Here is a 16,921-nt window from a genome sequence, read left to right as displayed (position 1 = left end):
ATTAGGTTAAATTATTTTTAGATTATAAATTTTCTTTAATAAAGTTGGTCATTTTAGTATAAAGCTGAACTCTTGTTTTTCCGCCATAAATACCATGATCTTTATCTGGATAAATTTGAGAATCAAATTGTTTATTAGCCTGAATTAAAGCTTCCATCATCTGCATTGTGTTTTGAACATGAACATTATCATCTCCAGAACCATGAATCAACAAGAACTTCCCTTTCAATTTATCAACATGATTTATAGGAGAGTTTTGATCATATCCGCTTGCATTTTCTTGCGGAGTCTGCATATATCTTTCTGTATAAACACTGTCATAAAATCTCCAGTTTGTAACTGGTGCAACAGCAATTGCCATTTTAAACACATCATTTCCTTGGAAAATACAGTTAGAAGCCATAAATCCACCGTAGCTCCATCCGAAGATTCCAATTCTTGAAGCATCAACGTAAGGATAAGCACCAATTACTTTTGCTGCATCGATTTGGTCTTCAACCTCGTATTTTCCTAATTCTTTTTGTGTAACTTTTTTGAAATCAGCTCCTTTAAAACCAGTACCTCGTCCGTCAACACAAGCTACGATATAACCTTGTTGTGTTAAAGAAAGAAACCAGTAATCATTAGAATTATTCCACTGATTTGCCACCTGCTGAGATCCTGGCCCTGAATATTGGAACATGAAAACAGGATATTTTTTTGAAGGATCAAAATCTTTTGGTTTTAAAATCCATGCATTTAATTCGTTTCCTTTTGCTGTTTTTAAAACAAAATACTCTTTTGAAGGAAGATTATACGCTTTCAATTTATCTGCAAGAGCCTGATTATTTTCGATAACCTGAATTTCTTTTCCAGTTTTAGCCTCGTTTAAAGTATACGTTGTAGGCTGTGTATTACTTGAGAAAGTTGTAATAAAGTATTGGAAGTTTGGACTAAAAGTCGCTGCACTTGTTCCTGTTTTTGAAGACAAACGCACTTTATTTTTTCCGTCTAAACCAATTCTGTAAAGATCTCTGTTGATAGAGCCATTTTCTGTAGACTGATAGAAAATAGTTTTAGTTTTTTCGTCGAAACCGTAGTATGAAACCACTTCCCAGTTTCCTTTTGTAATTTGATTTTTAAGTTTTCCGTTTTTATCATATACATAAATATGATTAAACCCGTCTTTTTCGCTTGTCCAGATAAAACTGTTATCTTTTAAGAACGTCAAATTATCATTGATATCTACATACGCTTTATCTTTTTCATTTAAAACTACTTTTGCAGTTGCCGTATTACCATCAACAAACAATAAATCTAAATTGTCTTGGTGACGGTTTAAAACCTGTGCCGAAAGTACATTTGCATCATTTGTCCATTGCATTCTTGCAATATAGAAATCATTATATTTTCCTAAATCTACTTTTTTTGTTGCACCTGCAGCTACATCGTAAATATGTAACGAAACTTCAGAATTTTTTTCTCCAGCTTTAGGATATTTAAAAGTCTCAATTTTAGGATATAGATCTTTATGGAAGATTGACATTGAAAACTCAGGAACCTGGCTTTCGTCAAAACGAATGTAAGCTACTTTTTTACTGTCTTTACTCCAGTCGAAAGCACGAACAAATGCAAACTCTTCTTCGTAAACCCAGTCAGTAATACCATTTATAACAGCATTTTTCTTCCCGTCTGTTGTAATAGCCGTAGATTTTTTTGATGCTACGTCGTACACATATAAGTTATTTTCTTTTGCGTAAGCGATTTTTGTTCCGTCAGGTGAAAATGTTGGTTCTTGAATTTGAAAATCAACAAGTTTAATCAGAGATTTTGCTGCAATATCATAAAGGAAATAATCAGCAGTAAAAGAGTGACGGAAGATTTTAGAAGAATTACAAGCAATTAAGATCTTTTTTTCAGCAGCATCAAAAGTGTAGCTATCAATTCCGTCTGCAAGTTCTTTGAAGTTTTTAGTATCGATAAGATTAGATACTTTTTTCAGGGTAGCAAAGTCGTATAAATCAATCTGCATACTTCTGCTCGCCTGATCAACATTTAAAACAGTATATTGATTTGTATTTTTCAGCGATTGTAGTTCATCCATTCCTTTTGCCCGGAAAGTACCGCTAAAAACATTTTCGACAGTTATTTTCTGCTGTCCAAAAACAACCGCAGTTAAGAATAAAAGTACTGCAGTAAATTTGCTTGTATTCATTAGAATTATTTTAAATATAAAAAGAGCCCAATTTTAGTAAAAAAAATAAACATAATACACATTTTAAGTGTTAAATGTTAAAAAAAATAACGATTGCGTACTTTCATGTCTGAAATAGATTGCAATCAAAACTCTTAAAATAGTATCTTTGCCGCAACATTATTATTTAATACATTGAGAATGAACAACGCTGTTGCCGGATTTTCTAAATTATCCAAAAAAGAAAAAATTAATTGGATTGCAAATGAATATTTTTCAAATCCTGAAGAGGCACAAAATATTATAAGAAATTACTGGAATTCAGACGAAAAGCTTCAGCAGCTTCATGATGAATTTATAGAAAACACCATTACAAACCTTTATATCCCACTTGGAGTTGCACCTAACTTTTTGATCAACGGAAAATACAAAACCATTCCGATGGCAATTGAAGAAAGTTCTGTAGTAGCAGCAGCTTCAAAAGCAGCAAAATACTGGTCAACAAGAGGCGGTTTTAAAGCTACAATTATTAATACTGAAAAAATCGGACAGGTTCATTTTACTTACAACGGAGATGCCGAAAAATTAAATAACTTTTTTGACCAGATAAAACCAAAATTATTCTCAGAAACGCAAAGCATTACCAAAAATATGCAACAACGTGGCGGAGGAATTTTAGACATCAAACTAAAAGACAAAAGAAGTTTACTAGAAAATTACTACCAGCTTCATGCTACTTTTGAAACTAAAGATAGTATGGGCGCCAATTTCATCAATTCTTGTCTGGAGCAATTTGCTACAACTTTAAAAGAAGAAGCTCAAAATTCTGATTTATGCCAAAATGGAGAAAAGTTAGAAGTTATCATGAGCATTCTTTCTAACTATGTTCCACATTGTCTTGTTAGGGCTGAAGTTTCTTGCCCAATTCAAGATTTAGCAGAAAAACATATTACAAGTCCGCAAGAATTTGCAGAACGTTTTGTTCAAGCTGTTCAAATTGCAGAAATAGAACCTTTTAGAGCGGTTACACATAACAAAGGTATCATGAATGGCGTAGATGCTGTCATTCTAGCAACCGGAAATGATTTTAGAGCTGTAGAAGCTGGTGTACATGCTTATGCAGCTAAAAATGGCCAGTACGCAAGTTTATCGCATGCGAAAATAGAAGATGGAATTTTTACTTTTTGGCTTGAAATTCCGCTTGCAGTTGGTACCGTTGGCGGTTTAACCTCTTTGCATCCTTTAGTGAAATTGTGCTTAGACATTTTAGAAAAACCATCTGCTCCAGAATTAATGGAAATTGTTGCTGTTGCTGGTTTAGCGCAAAATTTCGCTGCATTGCGTTCCTTAACCACAACAGGAATTCAGGAAGGCCACATGAAAATGCACCTTAACAATATTATCAATCAATTTGAAGCTACCGATGAAGAACGTCATTTAATTAAAGCGCACTTCAAAAAAACAGCCGTTTCTCACAGTGCTGTGGTAGAATTTATTGAGAATTTAAGAAAATAATTAGAAGCTAATCCCGCTATCCGTTTCAATCTTTTGCTTTTTTAAAGAAAAAAAGCAAAAGGATTTCCACTGCTATCGGGGCTAAAAAATAAAGCATGAAGAATACCTTTTACAGTAACGGAAAACTTTTTATTGCTGGAGAATATCTAGTTTTGGATGGAGCAGATGCATTTGCGCTACCAACAAAATTTGGTCAGGATTTAGTAATTGAAGACTCAGAAAACAAACAAATTGAATGGAAAAGTTACGATTACGATAAACACTTGTGGTTTGAAGAAACTATTTCATTTGACGAAGTTGTAAAAGGTTCAGACTCTCACATTGACACTGTAAAATCAACTTTAGTCAATATTTTATACGAAGCTTATATTTTAAATCCAAAATTTATCGATAATGCTAACGGATATAAAGTAAGCACACATTTGAGTTTTCCAAAAAATTGGGGACTAGGAACTTCTTCAACTCTTATCAATAATATTGCACAGTGGACCGAAATTAATGCTTTCACCCTACTAAAAAACAGTTTCGGCGGAAGTGGTTACGATATTGCATGCGCACAAAACAACACGCCTATTTTATACCGCATAAAAGATAATTTCGTAAAACAAGTTGAATTTAATCCAGATTTTACACAACATCTTTATTTTGTGTATTTGAATAAAAAACAAAACAGCAAATCTGCCATATTCTCCTACAACAACCACAAAGGCAATCATTTAGCAGCTAGTGTTGCAGAAAACAATAAAATCACAAATGAAATTCTTCACGCCAAAACATTAAAAGAATTTGCGTCGGCGATTCAGAAACACGAAATTCATTTAAGTAAAGTTTTGGAAATGCAGACCATAAAAGAGGCTGTTTTTCCTGATTTTAATGGTGTAATAAAAAGTTTGGGAGCTTGGGGAGGCGACTTTATTCTGGTAGTTTCTAAAGAAAATCCGAAAGAATATTTCTCCAATAAAGGCTACGAGACAATTTTAACTTATGAAGAAATGATTTTATAATTCATTTCAAAAAAGCTATAAGTTTGCTTTTTTATTGTTTTTAACTTCTTTTGTCTCCAAACGACGAACCGATTTGTCTTGTTCATTTGACTCTATAAGTCTATTGTGCAAGCGTTCCGCCATTTTTTCGATGCTATTTGTAATAGAGTCATAAACAACCTCCATCCGTCGGTGTTTCTCTTCTTTTACTGCTTTCAAAACATCTTCGACAAAAACTTTATCATATTTTTCAGCAACAGAATCATGTGTATTTGTCAATCTGATCACATAGTCATTGCTTAAAATGGTTACTTTAAAATGTTGCTCTTCATTACTCAAATAATATTTTCCACCCAATTCATCAACATTGATGTCGGTGCTGCTCACTTTTAAAAGCTCTGTAATAATACCATAGATGTGGCTCTCTATTTTGGTATATACTCTCGGCTTCTTTTTAAAAATTTTAAAAGTAAAAAACATTAAATAGGCGATTTGTTTATTAGCTCATTATTCTTCTTAACTCTATTTCCTCGCAAAAGCTAAAAATATGTTAAAGTAAAAATCGAGCAAATTAACTGTAATAATTTGAAAATCACAAGTTTTTTAAATTAAATTTCGATAATCCCTATATACTTTAAGAAAATTAACACAAAGTAGATTTTCTTAATTTTATAAAAAAAAAGAAACCCGAAACATATTAATGTTTCGGGTCTCTTTTTATGATAAATTACTTTTAATTAGTAATTAAATTGTAATCTGTTATCTTCAATTTTAGCATTGTTTTTTAACGCTGGCAATACTCTGTTTGCATCAGATGCGCTTTGAGCTTTTACTTTCTCTACGTAAGCTGCGTGATTAGCAATTGCTGGAGCTTTTACTGTCTTAATGTTTTTAACTACATAAACACCAGTATTTCCTTCAATTGGAGCAGAGATTTTATTTGCTGCTAATGCAAATGCATTACCTACTACTCTCGGCTCTTGTCCAACTCCACCAGGTAAAACTGGATTATCAAGAGTTACATCTGCAGCTTGTTGAACAGCAACTCCTGCAGCTTTAGCAATAGCTTCAAGACTTGAACCTTGCATTTTTGCTTTTAACAATTCTGCTTTTTTCTTGTTTTTCAAGATTGGCTCTACATAAGGTCTTGCCATATCAACAGAAACTAAACCTGATTTGTTTTCACCTTTATATTGTGCGATAACGTGTCCGATGTTTGCAATTTCGAAACGTTTTACGTCACCTTTACTTGTTTCTTTATCAAAAGCCCATCTTACAATGTTACGTTGGTTTCCTAATGGTCCAAACGCTTCATCCATAGCTTTTGCATTAACAGCTGGAGCAACTTTTAATCCTAATTCTTTTGCTGCAGCATTGAAGTCTTTATCAGCAGCATCCATTTCAAATTTAGTTGCTAATGTGAATACTTTATCAGAAGTAGCTTCAGATGGCTCAATTTTTTGAGCAATTGTAGCTAAACGAATTCCGTCTTGTTTGTCTGTAATTTTGATTACGTGAAATCCGAAAGGAGTTTCTACTAAACCAACTTTGCCAATTCCGTTGCTGAATACAAAATCGTTGAAAGGTTTTACCATTTGGTTTGGCCCAAAATATCCTAAGTCTCCACCTTGCTGTGCAGATGAATCATCAGAACTTGTAAAAGCTAACATCATAAAACTATCTGGATTAGCTTGAACTTGTGCTAAAATTTCTTCAGCTTTAGCTTTAGCTTCTTCTTTAGTTCTTTTTTCTTTTTGGTTTGGAGTTTGAGATCCTTCGTAACCAATTAAGATATGACTAGCTTTTGCATTAACTCCAGCTTTAAATCCTTGAGATTTAGAAATTGCATAGTATCTTCCGTAAACATATGGTCCGTAGATTGCTCCAGCAGGTAAGCTGAATAATTTGTCAGCATCAACTGCTGGCAATGCATTTTTAGGAACATAAGTAGAATCGTAAGGAACATCAGAATTTGCGTTTACGAATTCAGCAATGTTTGTAGCATTTTTAAATCCTGGCAATGTATCATTTTTACCAGTTTTTGCATTGTATACAACACTTCCTGATAATAGCGCAGTTAATTTAGCTTTAATTTCAGCCTCATCTTCTTTAGATGCTTTATCTTCAACTAAAACGTATTGAATTTCGCGAGTTGCATCTGCTTTGAATTTTTTCTCGTTTTTCTTCATGTAAGCTACGATCTCATCATCAGAGATTTTTACTTCACTATCTTTAATAGAAGAATAAGGAGCTGCTGCAAAAGCAAAACTTACTTTATTAGCTTCCATTTCATACTTTAATTTTCCTTCACTAGCAGTTGTGTAAAGACCTGATTTAATTAAAGTATTATAGATTTGAAATTTTGCATTCAATTCAGCATCTTTCTCTTTTTGAGAAATGTATTGTGCCGCTTCTGGGTTTGATTTAAAATAATCTTTGAACTTAACAACATCAAACATTCCTGCTGCGTTTAAGAACATTGGGTTTTTACCAATATTTGGATCTGATTTTAAAACCTCTAAAATGTGTTTTTCACCAACTCTCAATCCTAATTTATCAAACTGTGATGATAATAAAGCGATTGAAACTTCTTGATCCCAAACTCTGTTTGCAGCTTCAGTGGAAGTTATTCCTTGCCCACTTTTTTCAACATTACTAACTTTAACTCTAAAGTCTTCAAATGAAATATCTTTTCCATCGATGCTTCCTACATCTTTTGAACTTTGACCGAATGTTCCTCTTGTAAATAGATCTTGTATTATAAATGCAAATAATGCAAGTGCAATAACTCCTATCAATAAAGCGGAACGCTGTCTAATTTTTGCTAAAACTGCCATTTTATTATCGTTAATTTTATATTCAGTTTGCGAAAATACAATTATCTAGTTAATAACAATACAACTAGCGTTTTATTTTCAACATTTTTTTTCATTAATTTAAAAAATCACTCTTTAATTGTCAATTTGACTAGTTCTATTTTCTTATTTGAAGCCTCTTCAATAGAAAAATGAAACTTATCTATTACAATTTTGTCTCCTTTTTGTGGGATTTCTTTAGTATGATTTACAATAAAACCTCCTAATGTGCCATAAGAATCTTCTTCTGGAATCAATAATTTATAAGTTTCATTCAAATACTCAACATCTAATCTGGTAGAAAACAAATACTTTCCTTCTCCTAATTCTTCTTCGATTAATTCTTCATCCAAATCGTGCTCATCTTCAATCTCTCCAAAAAGCTCCTCGACAATATCTTCAATTGTAATAATTCCAGAAGTTCCTCCATATTCATCTAAAACAACAGCAATATTTTTTCGTTTTTTGATCAATAGATTCAAGACGTCTTTAATCAGAATTGTTTCCGGCACAAATTCAACGGTCATTAAAACCGATTTTATAGTCGCTGGCTTTTTAAACAAATCAAACGAATGAACATATCCAACAATATCATCTAGTGAATTCTGGCTTATAATAATCTTTGAATATCCCGTTTCAATAAACAAAGCTCTAAGATCATCAACAGTATCAAAAAGATCTATATCTACAATTTCTGTGCGAGGCGTCATAATATCACGCGCCTTTACACCCGAGAATTCTAATGCATTTTGAAAAATCTGAATTTCAGAATCTACCTCTTCATCTTCTTCAACAGTACTCATTTGTTCTGTTATATAATTCCCTAACTCTATACGGCTAAACAAATGGATTTGATTTCCTTCTGTTTTAAAGAATTTGCTTAACACAAAATCTGCAATCCAAATAAAGAAAGTAGAGATATAATAGAATAATCGATAGAACAGATAAGCTGGAAGCGCCAGAATTTTAATTAAAGAATTGGCATAAATTTGAAAAAACACCTTTGGAAAAAACTCCGAAGTAAGCAAAACCACAAATGTGGCAAGAAGTGTCTGAATAAGTATATTCCACCAATCAGAAAAAACCAATCCAAAATAAGCCATCCAGCTTAAAATAAGATCGCCCATAAAAAAGCCGTAAATCACCAAAGCTACATTGTTGCCAATAAGCATGGCAGCAATAAATTTGGATGGATTTTCGGTTAGCTTGGTTAAGATTCGAGACAGGAAATCATCTTGTTTCTTTTCGATTTCAAGATAAATTTTGTTGGCGGATGTAAAAGCAATTTCCATCCCAGAAAAAAAGGCAGCTAGTATTAAACATATTATTATAATACTAATTTCCATTTTTTATTGTTTTTTGTTTCGGTCGTTGTGCCTGTTAAGAAATCTTCTTCTGAAGAAAAACATAAAAATAGCCATCCCCGCAATCACAAAATAGAAAGGATAGCTCTCATCACCCTCATTTAGTTTTACAATACCGTCATAAGTAAAGAAAACTGCAAAAAGGATGTAAACGTATTGTGTATATTTTAAATAACCCATAATATTATAATTCTTCGTTCGATTCAATTTCACCGCTTATTCGCTGCGAATTGATCACTTTAAAATCTTTGCTAAAATCTATTCCCTGACCATAGGAAACCCCTTTTGTATCGGTCAATTTAAATTTTCTTTCCGTATAAAACCATTCGTTTTTCTGATCGAAATACAACTGTTCTGTTTCCAAAACTTGTCCCGCTTCTGAAGTGATTTTTACCTTTCCTATTAAATCAATAATTCCAGTATTCTTATAAGAAACCGCGTAATTACCTCTTATAAAGGTACGTTTTTGCTTTTTATCATATAATGTAACATCGATTCCTTTAGGAAATTCTGTAAAAGGAAAATCGAGATTTGAATAGTCTAACATTTTTGGACTTATCAAAACTCCCGTAATGCGTCCAGAATCTGTATATTTAATATTTACAGTATCAGCATCGCTGGCAGGAACAAATTCTGAGAAGTTAATTTTCTGAACTTCTTTAAAATTACTTTCGCATCCAAAAAATAGTGTCACAGCAAAAACTGTGACAGCTATGAGACTATATCTTTTTGGTAAATTCATTTGCCAAATGTAGTAAATTGTAATGAGCTTCGAAAAGATAATATGTTTTGATTATTGGTATTTGCTCTTCACAAACCATTTATCGTTGAAAGAGAAACTTACGCTAAAATTCACATAATTTTCCTGCACTAAATCTGCAGCTGTTGTACCACGCTTACCAAACTCTATTCCGAAATTTACATTTGAATAAGATTGTGGAATTGGAACTCCTACACCTAATGACATTCCGATATCTTTAATTGATTCGTTATTTACAATCAAACCGATTTTTTCGTATTTCAAACCAGCTCTATAGGTAATTCTGCTCATATAGCTAGTAAAAGATGCGTAGTTTGGAAGGTAATATCCTCCAACAGCATATTTAGAATAGCTTTCGTATCTTACATTGTTTGCGGCATTGTAATAATTCTCTAGCTGCCCATCTCCTTGAAAAGTCATATTTGCTCCCACAAGCCATTTTCTAGCTTCACCAACTCCTACTCCGATACTTAATTTGTTTGGAAGTTTTAGCTTTGTTGATTCTGTAGGAACGCCATAAGCCTCTGGATCTCCTTGAACTGAAATAACTCGCGTATTATCTGAATTTAAATTACTTGCAAAAGAATAACTCAAACTAGAGAATATGCTCATCTTTTTATAGATCTTTTTCTGATACATAGTCCCGAAACTAAATGCCATACCTGAAAGTTCAGAAGTATTTACTTCTGCTGTTCCATTTTGAACTCCTGTAATAGCTTCGACACTTGTTGTAGTAATTTTTCCAAAGTTATACTGTGCATCTACTCCAATATTCCAGTTTTTCATTATTTTGTATGACAAACCAAAATACACCTTGTTTACACCACCTTTTCCATCAAGCTGTGAACTTGTTGCTCCTTCTGTTGCAGAATTGTCGTTACGGATTTTATACCCTACCGAAGTTACTGGTATCAAACCAAATGAAGCACCAAATTTCCCCATCGGGATTCCTAATGCTAAATAATCAAAAGTAGAACGCTGTGCTTTTTCTGATGCAGAATCCGTTTTTAAATTTGAAGTAGCAAATGTTCCTCCAACTGTAAAAGTTGTCTGAATTAAGCTGGCATAACTTGCCGGATTTTCTAAATTTAAGTGAATCGTATCCTGCTCTACTGCAACTCCTGCCATAGATCTGTTTTCAAGAGTTCCCTTGAATCTCACATCTCCTATTCCGAAAAAAGAATAAGGCGAAGCAGTACCTTGTTGAGCGAATGAAACGAACGATATAAGCAAACAAGCGCTTAGTATTACTTTTTTAATCATTGTCGATTTTATATTGATATGTTTGGCTCAAACTTTCTAAAAGGAAATTTGAATTGGCAAATATGGTATTTTTTAATCGTTTAGCCAAAAAATCTGCATCGCCTCCCGTTAAAATTATGATAAAATTTGAAAACTCTTTGCGATATTCATCGATAAAACCGTCAATCTCATAGACGAAACCGTTGACAACACCAGAATGTATGGCTTGTGCCGTAGAGTTTCCCACATAAGAATCAGGTTCTTCTAAGGTTAATAACGGTAGTCTGGCCGTAAAATTATGCAATGATTCGTATCGTAAACGAAGACCTGGAGAAATGGCTCCTCCCAGATAATTGTCTTTTTCGTCGATAAAATCGTAGGTAATGCACGTTCCAGCATCTATAACCAAACGGTTTTGTTTTGGAAATTGAAGCGTTGCTCCTGCAGCCAAAATCATTCGGTCTATTCCTAAAGTTTTTGGAGTTGCATACTTATTATGGAAAGGAAAAATATCTTCGTGGGTAAAAAAATGAACTTTGAGTCTATTTTCGAAAGACAAAAATGATTGTTTTTCGATACTTCCTACCGAAGCAACAACTAAATCGGAGCATTTTGGATATTTTTCTAAAATTTTTTCAATTTTTTTTTCAAGCTCTTTTTTTTCAAAAACAAAACTTTCGAGTGCAGTATTATCCTCAAAGACAGACGCTTTAATTCTAGTATTTCCGACATCAACCGTTAAAATCATATTTCCTTTTTTGCTTTTGCGAAGATACGAATTGATTTTTTCTAAAAAATGTTTTGCACAAACCAAAAATGATTATATATTTGCACCCGCAACAAGCACGGTACCTTAGCTCAGATGGTAGAGCAATGGACTGAAAATCCATGTGTCCCTGGTTCGATCCCTGGAGGTACCACAAAACCCGAATAGAAATATTCGGGTTTTTTGTTTTTTATACTTTTCTGTTTTATTTAACCGCAAAGTACACAAAGAAAAAAAGCGCAAGGTTCGCAAAGTTTAAAAATAACTTTGCGAACCTTTGCGTAAATCTTTGCGCTCTTTGCGGTTAAAAACCTCTTCAAATTTACTTTAGTTCTTAAATCCAAAATGTCAACAAATTAATAGTTTTTGTTAAAAAAGTATTGACTGAATAAAAAAATATCTTCTATATTCGTAAAACTGTATTTTTCTTTTTCATTCATTAACAAGATCTCAAAGCAGTTTTATGAGCAAAACTTCTACTAAAGGCATTTGGAAAGTAATTTCGGCCTCTTCAATGGGCACCATGATCGAATGGTACGACTTTTACATTTTTGGCAGTTTGGCTGTCGTAATTTCAACAAAATTTTTTCCTAGCGACAATCCAACCGCAGCATTTTTATCTACTTTAGCCACATTTGCCGCTGGATTTGTAGTTCGGCCATTTGGAGCTTTATTTTTTGGAAGGCTTGGAGATATTATTGGCCGAAAATATACTTTTATGGCTACCTTATTATTAATGGGCGGTTCAACCTTTTTAATAGGCTGTATTCCAAGCTATGAAACAATTGGTTTTCTAGCTCCTTTATTGGTTTTGATTTTACGCTTACTTCAAGGTCTTGCTCTTGGAGGAGAATATGGCGGCGCCGCCACGTATGTTGCCGAGCATGCTCCACCGGGAGAAAAAGGATATTGGACTTCATGGATTCAGACTACTGCTACTGTTGGTTTATTTATTTCTCTGATGGTTATTCTAGCTACCAAAAATATACTTTCTCCTGAAGCTTTTGATCTTTGGGGATGGCGCGTTCCTTTTTGGGTTTCAATTGCTATGGTTGGAGTTTCATATCTGATTAGAAAAAATATGGATGAATCTCCTGTTTTTGCAAAGGCTAAAAAAGAGGGAACTACAAGTGCTAATCCGTTAAAGGAAAGTTTTGGAAACCGATACAATTTAAAATTTGTGCTTTTAGCATTGTTTGGAGCCACAATGGGTCAAGGTGTTGTCTGGTATACGGGACAATTTTATGCGATGAGCTTTATGAAAACAGTAATGAATGTCGATTCTTCGCAAGTTGATGAACTACTAGGAATTGCTCTTTTAATTGGAACCCCATTTTTTATTGTTTTTGGATGGCTTAGCGATAAGATTGGCCGTAAATATATAATGATGTTCGGAATGTTGATTGCTATACTATCATACAGACCTATTTACAAGATGATGTACGATACTACTGATGTAAGCAAGAAAACAGAGATTCTTGAAACTCCAAGAATAAAAACTGAAAACAATGCCGATGGAAGTTCGATCACAATTACAGAAAAAAAATATACAGACGGAACATCCGTGGTGGAGAAAAAAACGTACATGCACAAAAAAGATGCTCAAACTAGCATTTCAGTAACAATTAATTCAAGCGATAAATGGACGTTAACCTTCTTAGTTTTTATTCAAGTACTATTTGTAACAATGGTTTATGGCCCTATTGCAGCTTTCTTAGTCGAAATGTTTCCAACCAAAATTAGATATACTTCTATGTCATTGCCTTATCATGTTGGAAACGGAATTTTCGGAGGTTTACTTCCAGCTATTTCTACTTATTTTGTATCTCACGCCAAAACAGCTGGCAAAACCGATTTTTATCTCGATGGATTATGGTATCCGATTATTATTGCAGGAATCTGCTTTGTAATTGGAATGATTTATATTGACAACAAAAACAAAACTACTCACCTTTAAAATTTAAAAAATGAATGCGATTAAACAAGTTTTAGGGGCTTTATGGATTGCTTTAGCGGCTGCAGCGGCTTATTTCTGTGTCTTTGAATTTGGTTTGCCTAAACTGCTTTCGGACCAACAAGACGATCTGGTATTTGGTGCCATTATTTTATTTATACTTACACCGCTTATTGTTATGGGTTTAGGAACATTTGGATATTATTCTCTAATTGGAGAATACAACGATACGAAAAGAAAAAACAAATAAAACCTATCTTAAAAAAAATCGAAAAGGGCTGTCTGCAATGTGCAGAACAGCCCTTTCTCATTACTAACCTAACCAAATTTTTAATCTGTTAAGATTTATTTTTAAGTTTATCTTTTAATAAACTTCATCACCTGAGTTTTGTTGTTTTCGTCAGAAGCTTTTACAATGTACAATCCTGATTGCAATTCACTTACGCCAAATTGAGAATCTGGAACGCCTTTAGAATTAAAACTTTTGACCAGCTGGCCTGAAACAGAATAAATTTGAACCTTTACAAAACCAGCATTTAAAGTAAAATAATCTGCAACTGGATTTGGATAGAGATTAACAGAATTCCCCTTTTCAAAATCTTCTATAGCTAAATTTGCGACTTTGTTACCGTAAATTCTATATTCTCCTGCTGGAAGATTTATACCAGCATTTACATCTGTTACTGTAATAGTAGTATTATCCATTAAATTATACCAAGTCCCTACATACGGAAAACCAGTTGCAACATTTTGAGCTGTAGTATCAAAATTGGCTAAAATCAAAACATCTTTTAGTTGCGAAGAAGTCAAATTGCTGTTTGTAATTTTGATATTTATTGTTAACGAATTAGTATTTGGAATTGTTGATGTTCCAGAGAAAACAGGCTCAGCTTTTTTAAGCGTAATCATCTTAGCCCAATCGTTATAAATTTTATTACGATTAGAATCTCCTAACCAGTTTTCTGTCCATTGCGGTTGTGGTTTTGTATCTAATTTACAATCGCCAGAAATAGTTGGTGTTTCATCATTTACAGTTCCGTTATTACAGCTAAATATAGAATCGTCCATACCCAATTCTCCAAAATGCCAGATCATTTTTGGGCCAGGAATCAATAAAGAAACTGCACCAATTGCCGACATTCTAGACAAAGCTGTATTTAATGTTTTTACATTATAAGCACCATTTACAGCTCCATACTGTACATTTTTATACATCAAACGTTCTTCGTCATGACTTTCAGCATAACCCATTAAACGATTGGCAGCAAAACCACGATTTGCACTATTCATTCTATAAATATTGCTTTCAGAAGCATATCCCATCGACAATTGATTATACTCTTTTGTCATTTTTCCCCACATCATAACACCTTTACTTGGTGTTTCTGTTACTCTGTAATTAGCCCACTCTTTTTCTTCTGTGTCTGTTCCTAAATGTTCAAAAATGGTATAATGCGTTGGATCTATTGCCCAAGAAAAATCAGCATATTTTTTCAGAATATCAACACGATCTTGTTTGTAAGCATCGGTGCAAGCATTATCGCCCGCTGTACATAATTGTGTAAATCCCTTTGTTAAGTCCCAACGGAAACCATCAATTTTATACTCTTGAATCCATTGTTTGATCACTCGATTTACATAATACTGCGTTTTTGGTGATTGATGATTGAAATCTTCTCCTACACTATAACTATGTTTTGCTACTGTATTAAAATAAGGATTCTCGGCAGTTGGCGATCCAAAACCGTCTCCATCAGGATCATTCATCCACATTCTCACCATCGGATTTCTTCCGAAGGCATGATTTAATGCAACGTCAAGAATTACTGCAATTCCGTTTTGATGGCACAAATCAATAAACTCTTTTAGTTTATCCGAAGTTCCGTAGAACTTATCCAAAGCCATATGGAATGAAGTATTATAACCCCAGCTTTCATTGCCTTCGAATTCCATTACCGGCATTAACTCGATTGCATTTATTTTTAGATTTTTAAAATAATCTATTCGATCAATTAAACTTTGATAGCTTCTAGACGCATCAAAATCACGAACCAAAACTTCATAAACTACTAGTTTCTCTTTTTCAGGTTTTTCAAAATTGGTTACTTGCCAATTGTATAGAGTCTGTCCTGTTTTTAAAACTGTCACTTCAAAATTTTGTCCCGCTGGATAAACGGGCATATTTGGATATTTTGAAGCAGGAATTGAAGAATCATCATAAGGAGACAATACTAATGTAGAATATGGATCAGCAATTTTTACCATTGATGGCGAATTGGCAATTGGCGTAGTGTCTAAAACCCAATATTGATAGGTATTGTTGACACCAGAAACTAATCCAGTTAATTCCAGCCAAAACTTACCCGAAGTAGGATCCTTTTTCATTGCATATGCCGATGTTGGCTGCCAATTATTGAAACTTCCTGCAACATAAACAAAGTCTTTTAATGGTGCATCCAGAACCAAAGTTGCTTTTGTAGGATCTACAGAATTGTAATTAATTCCGTCCTCAAGACCTGCTGGCATAGCTTCAGAAACTGTGTTTGGATTTACGACCACCGCAAATTTCTTAGAAACGGCTGTAGCTCCTTGAGTTGCGATCAATTCATAAGTCTGATTTCCTGTAACATTAGTATGAGTATAAGAATAACTTGAAGTACTTGCGTTTGTATTGATTGTTACTCCGTTGGATTTCAAAGTGTAGCTTCCAGCTCCACCTGTATTTGTTGCTGTAATATTAAAACTTGAACCAGAGTTAATAATCGTTGTACTGTTTTCGGCTGGCGAAGTTAATGTTACTTGAAAAGATCCGACTTCAACTATAATGTCTTGTGACTTTTTATCGCCCGTTCCGTCTTTCGTTTTAACCAAAAAACCAATTCTTCCTATTCCGTTTCTTGCGAAATAAGTAGAAGGGGTAATTGTTTTAGTATAAGTATCGGTTACTGCATTATAAGTAAATTTACTTGCTTCATTGGATGAAGTCCAAGTTCCATTAGAAGGACTATCTGATTGATTAATATCATTTACATCAAAAGACCATGACCAAAGATATAATGCATTAGTGGTACTGATTCCCCATGAAGTTTCATTAACACTATTGCCATTAATTGTAATGGTAATAGGCATCGTATCTTCAAAAGTAGAAGGATTTATTGAGTAAGTAACTGTTTGAGGCTGGGCAAAAACGGTCACTGCCATCAATAAAAATATTGATAGTAAAGTTTTTTTCATAATCTCGTGGTTATCTAGTTAGTCGATTAAAAAAGGGCTATCTGAAGATAGCCCTTTTTGTATAACACATTAAAA

General features: G+C 33.6%; 12 protein-coding genes and 1 tRNA gene. 5 read left to right on the top strand and 8 right to left on the bottom strand.

All coding sequences use genetic code 11. The features are described 5' to 3' along the window. Positions 1-22: 22 nt before the first annotated feature. A complete protein-coding gene (locus OZP10_RS10990; protein ID WP_281634661.1) occupies positions 23-2,194 on the bottom strand; it encodes a S9 family peptidase in 2,172 nt (723 codons plus the stop codon). Positions 2,195-2,374: 180 nt separating this feature from the next. Here OZP10_RS10990 and OZP10_RS10985 point away from each other — a divergent pair, with 180 nt between their 5' ends. Beyond that, positions 2,375-3,688: a hydroxymethylglutaryl-CoA reductase, degradative gene (locus OZP10_RS10985; RefSeq protein WP_281634660.1), complete on the top strand. Its 1,314-nt coding sequence runs from the start codon at positions 2,375-2,377 to the stop codon at positions 3,686-3,688. Between the two features lie 95 nt (positions 3,689-3,783). Continuing rightward, a complete protein-coding gene (locus OZP10_RS10980; RefSeq protein ID WP_281634659.1) occupies positions 3,784-4,692 on the top strand; it encodes a GYDIA family GHMP kinase in 909 nt (302 codons plus the stop codon). 15 nt (positions 4,693-4,707) lie between these two features. Here the strand turns inward: OZP10_RS10980 and OZP10_RS10975 are convergent, their stop codons facing one another. The 6 genes from OZP10_RS10975 to OZP10_RS10950 form a co-directional block, all read right to left on the bottom strand. Next, on the bottom strand, positions 4,708-5,151 hold the full coding sequence (locus tag OZP10_RS10975; protein WP_281634658.1) for a hypothetical protein: 444 nt from the start codon (positions 5,149-5,151) through the stop codon (positions 4,708-4,710). Positions 5,152-5,408: 257 nt separating this feature from the next. After that, positions 5,409-7,508, bottom strand: a complete 2,100-nt coding sequence (locus OZP10_RS10970) for a peptidylprolyl isomerase (protein ID WP_281634657.1) — start codon at positions 7,506-7,508, stop codon at positions 5,409-5,411. Positions 7,509-7,615: 107 nt separating this feature from the next. Then, positions 7,616-8,872 carry a hemolysin family protein gene (locus OZP10_RS10965; RefSeq protein ID WP_281634656.1) on the bottom strand — a complete coding sequence of 419 codons (1,257 nt, stop codon included), beginning with the start codon at positions 8,870-8,872 and terminating at the stop codon, positions 7,616-7,618. A 202-nt stretch (positions 8,873-9,074) separates the two neighbouring features. Continuing rightward, positions 9,075-9,632, bottom strand: a complete 558-nt coding sequence (gene lptC, locus OZP10_RS10960; RefSeq protein ID WP_281634655.1) for an LPS export ABC transporter periplasmic protein LptC — start codon at positions 9,630-9,632, stop codon at positions 9,075-9,077. A 51-nt stretch (positions 9,633-9,683) separates the two neighbouring features. Beyond that, positions 9,684-10,913: a BamG family beta-barrel-assembly machinery protein gene (gene bamG / locus OZP10_RS10955; protein ID WP_281634654.1), complete on the bottom strand. Its 1,230-nt coding sequence runs from the start codon at positions 10,911-10,913 to the stop codon at positions 9,684-9,686. Further along, positions 10,906-11,640, bottom strand: a complete 735-nt coding sequence (locus tag OZP10_RS10950; protein WP_281634653.1) for a type III pantothenate kinase — start codon at positions 11,638-11,640, stop codon at positions 10,906-10,908. The genes bamG and OZP10_RS10950 overlap by 8 nt, the downstream gene beginning before the upstream one ends. A gap of 99 nt (positions 11,641-11,739) precedes the next feature. Here OZP10_RS10950 and OZP10_RS10945 point away from each other — a divergent pair. The 3 genes from OZP10_RS10945 to OZP10_RS10935 all read left to right on the top strand — a co-directional run bounded on the left by OZP10_RS10945 (position 11,740) and on the right by OZP10_RS10935 (position 13,862). Next, positions 11,740-11,812, top strand: a tRNA-Phe gene (locus tag OZP10_RS10945). Positions 11,813-12,121: 309 nt separating this feature from the next. Further along, positions 12,122-13,615: an MFS transporter gene (locus tag OZP10_RS10940; protein ID WP_281634652.1), complete on the top strand. Its 1,494-nt coding sequence runs from the start codon at positions 12,122-12,124 to the stop codon at positions 13,613-13,615. A gap of 10 nt (positions 13,616-13,625) precedes the next feature. Continuing rightward, positions 13,626-13,862 (top strand): DUF6814 family protein, encoded by a 237-nt coding sequence (locus OZP10_RS10935; RefSeq protein ID WP_177211167.1) that lies wholly within the window; start codon positions 13,626-13,628, stop codon positions 13,860-13,862. Positions 13,863-13,969: 107 nt separating this feature from the next. Here the strand turns inward: OZP10_RS10935 and OZP10_RS10930 are convergent, their stop codons facing one another. Next, positions 13,970-16,846, bottom strand: coding sequence for an alpha-amylase family glycosyl hydrolase (locus OZP10_RS10930; RefSeq protein ID WP_281634651.1), 2,877 nt, complete (start codon positions 16,844-16,846; stop codon positions 13,970-13,972). Positions 16,847-16,921 lie beyond the last annotated feature (75 nt).

The sequence above is a fragment of the Flavobacterium luteolum genome (assembly GCF_027111275.1).
GTDB lineage: Bacteria > Bacteroidota > Bacteroidia > Flavobacteriales > Flavobacteriaceae > Flavobacterium > Flavobacterium luteolum.
Note: the sequence above shows the minus strand (reverse complement) of the source record. Positions and strands in the feature narration are given on the sequence as shown.

Bases quoted from the DNA above. Each gene is read 5' to 3' on its own strand.
- OZP10_RS10990 (WP_281634661.1), bottom strand. From the start codon at position 2,194: ATGAATACAAGCAAATTTACTGCAGTACTTTTATTCTTAACTGCGGTT.
- OZP10_RS10985 (WP_281634660.1), top strand. From the start codon at position 2,375: ATGAACAACGCTGTTGCCGGATTTTCTAAATTATCCAAAAAAGAAAAA.
- OZP10_RS10980 (WP_281634659.1), top strand. From the start codon at position 3,784: ATGAAGAATACCTTTTACAGTAACGGAAAACTTTTTATTGCTGGAGAA.
- OZP10_RS10975 (WP_281634658.1), bottom strand. From the start codon at position 5,151: ATGTTTTTTACTTTTAAAATTTTTAAAAAGAAGCCGAGAGTATATACC.
- OZP10_RS10970 (WP_281634657.1), bottom strand. From the start codon at position 7,508: ATGGCAGTTTTAGCAAAAATTAGACAGCGTTCCGCTTTATTGATAGGA.
- OZP10_RS10965 (WP_281634656.1), bottom strand. From the start codon at position 8,872: ATGGAAATTAGTATTATAATAATATGTTTAATACTAGCTGCCTTTTTT.
- lptC (WP_281634655.1), bottom strand. From the start codon at position 9,632: ATGAATTTACCAAAAAGATATAGTCTCATAGCTGTCACAGTTTTTGCT.
- bamG (WP_281634654.1), bottom strand. From the start codon at position 10,913: ATGATTAAAAAAGTAATACTAAGCGCTTGTTTGCTTATATCGTTCGTT.
- OZP10_RS10950 (WP_281634653.1), bottom strand. From the start codon at position 11,640: ATGATTTTAACGGTTGATGTCGGAAATACTAGAATTAAAGCGTCTGTC.
- OZP10_RS10940 (WP_281634652.1), top strand. From the start codon at position 12,122: ATGAGCAAAACTTCTACTAAAGGCATTTGGAAAGTAATTTCGGCCTCT.
- OZP10_RS10935 (WP_177211167.1), top strand. From the start codon at position 13,626: ATGAATGCGATTAAACAAGTTTTAGGGGCTTTATGGATTGCTTTAGCG.
- OZP10_RS10930 (WP_281634651.1), bottom strand. From the start codon at position 16,846: ATGAAAAAAACTTTACTATCAATATTTTTATTGATGGCAGTGACCGTT.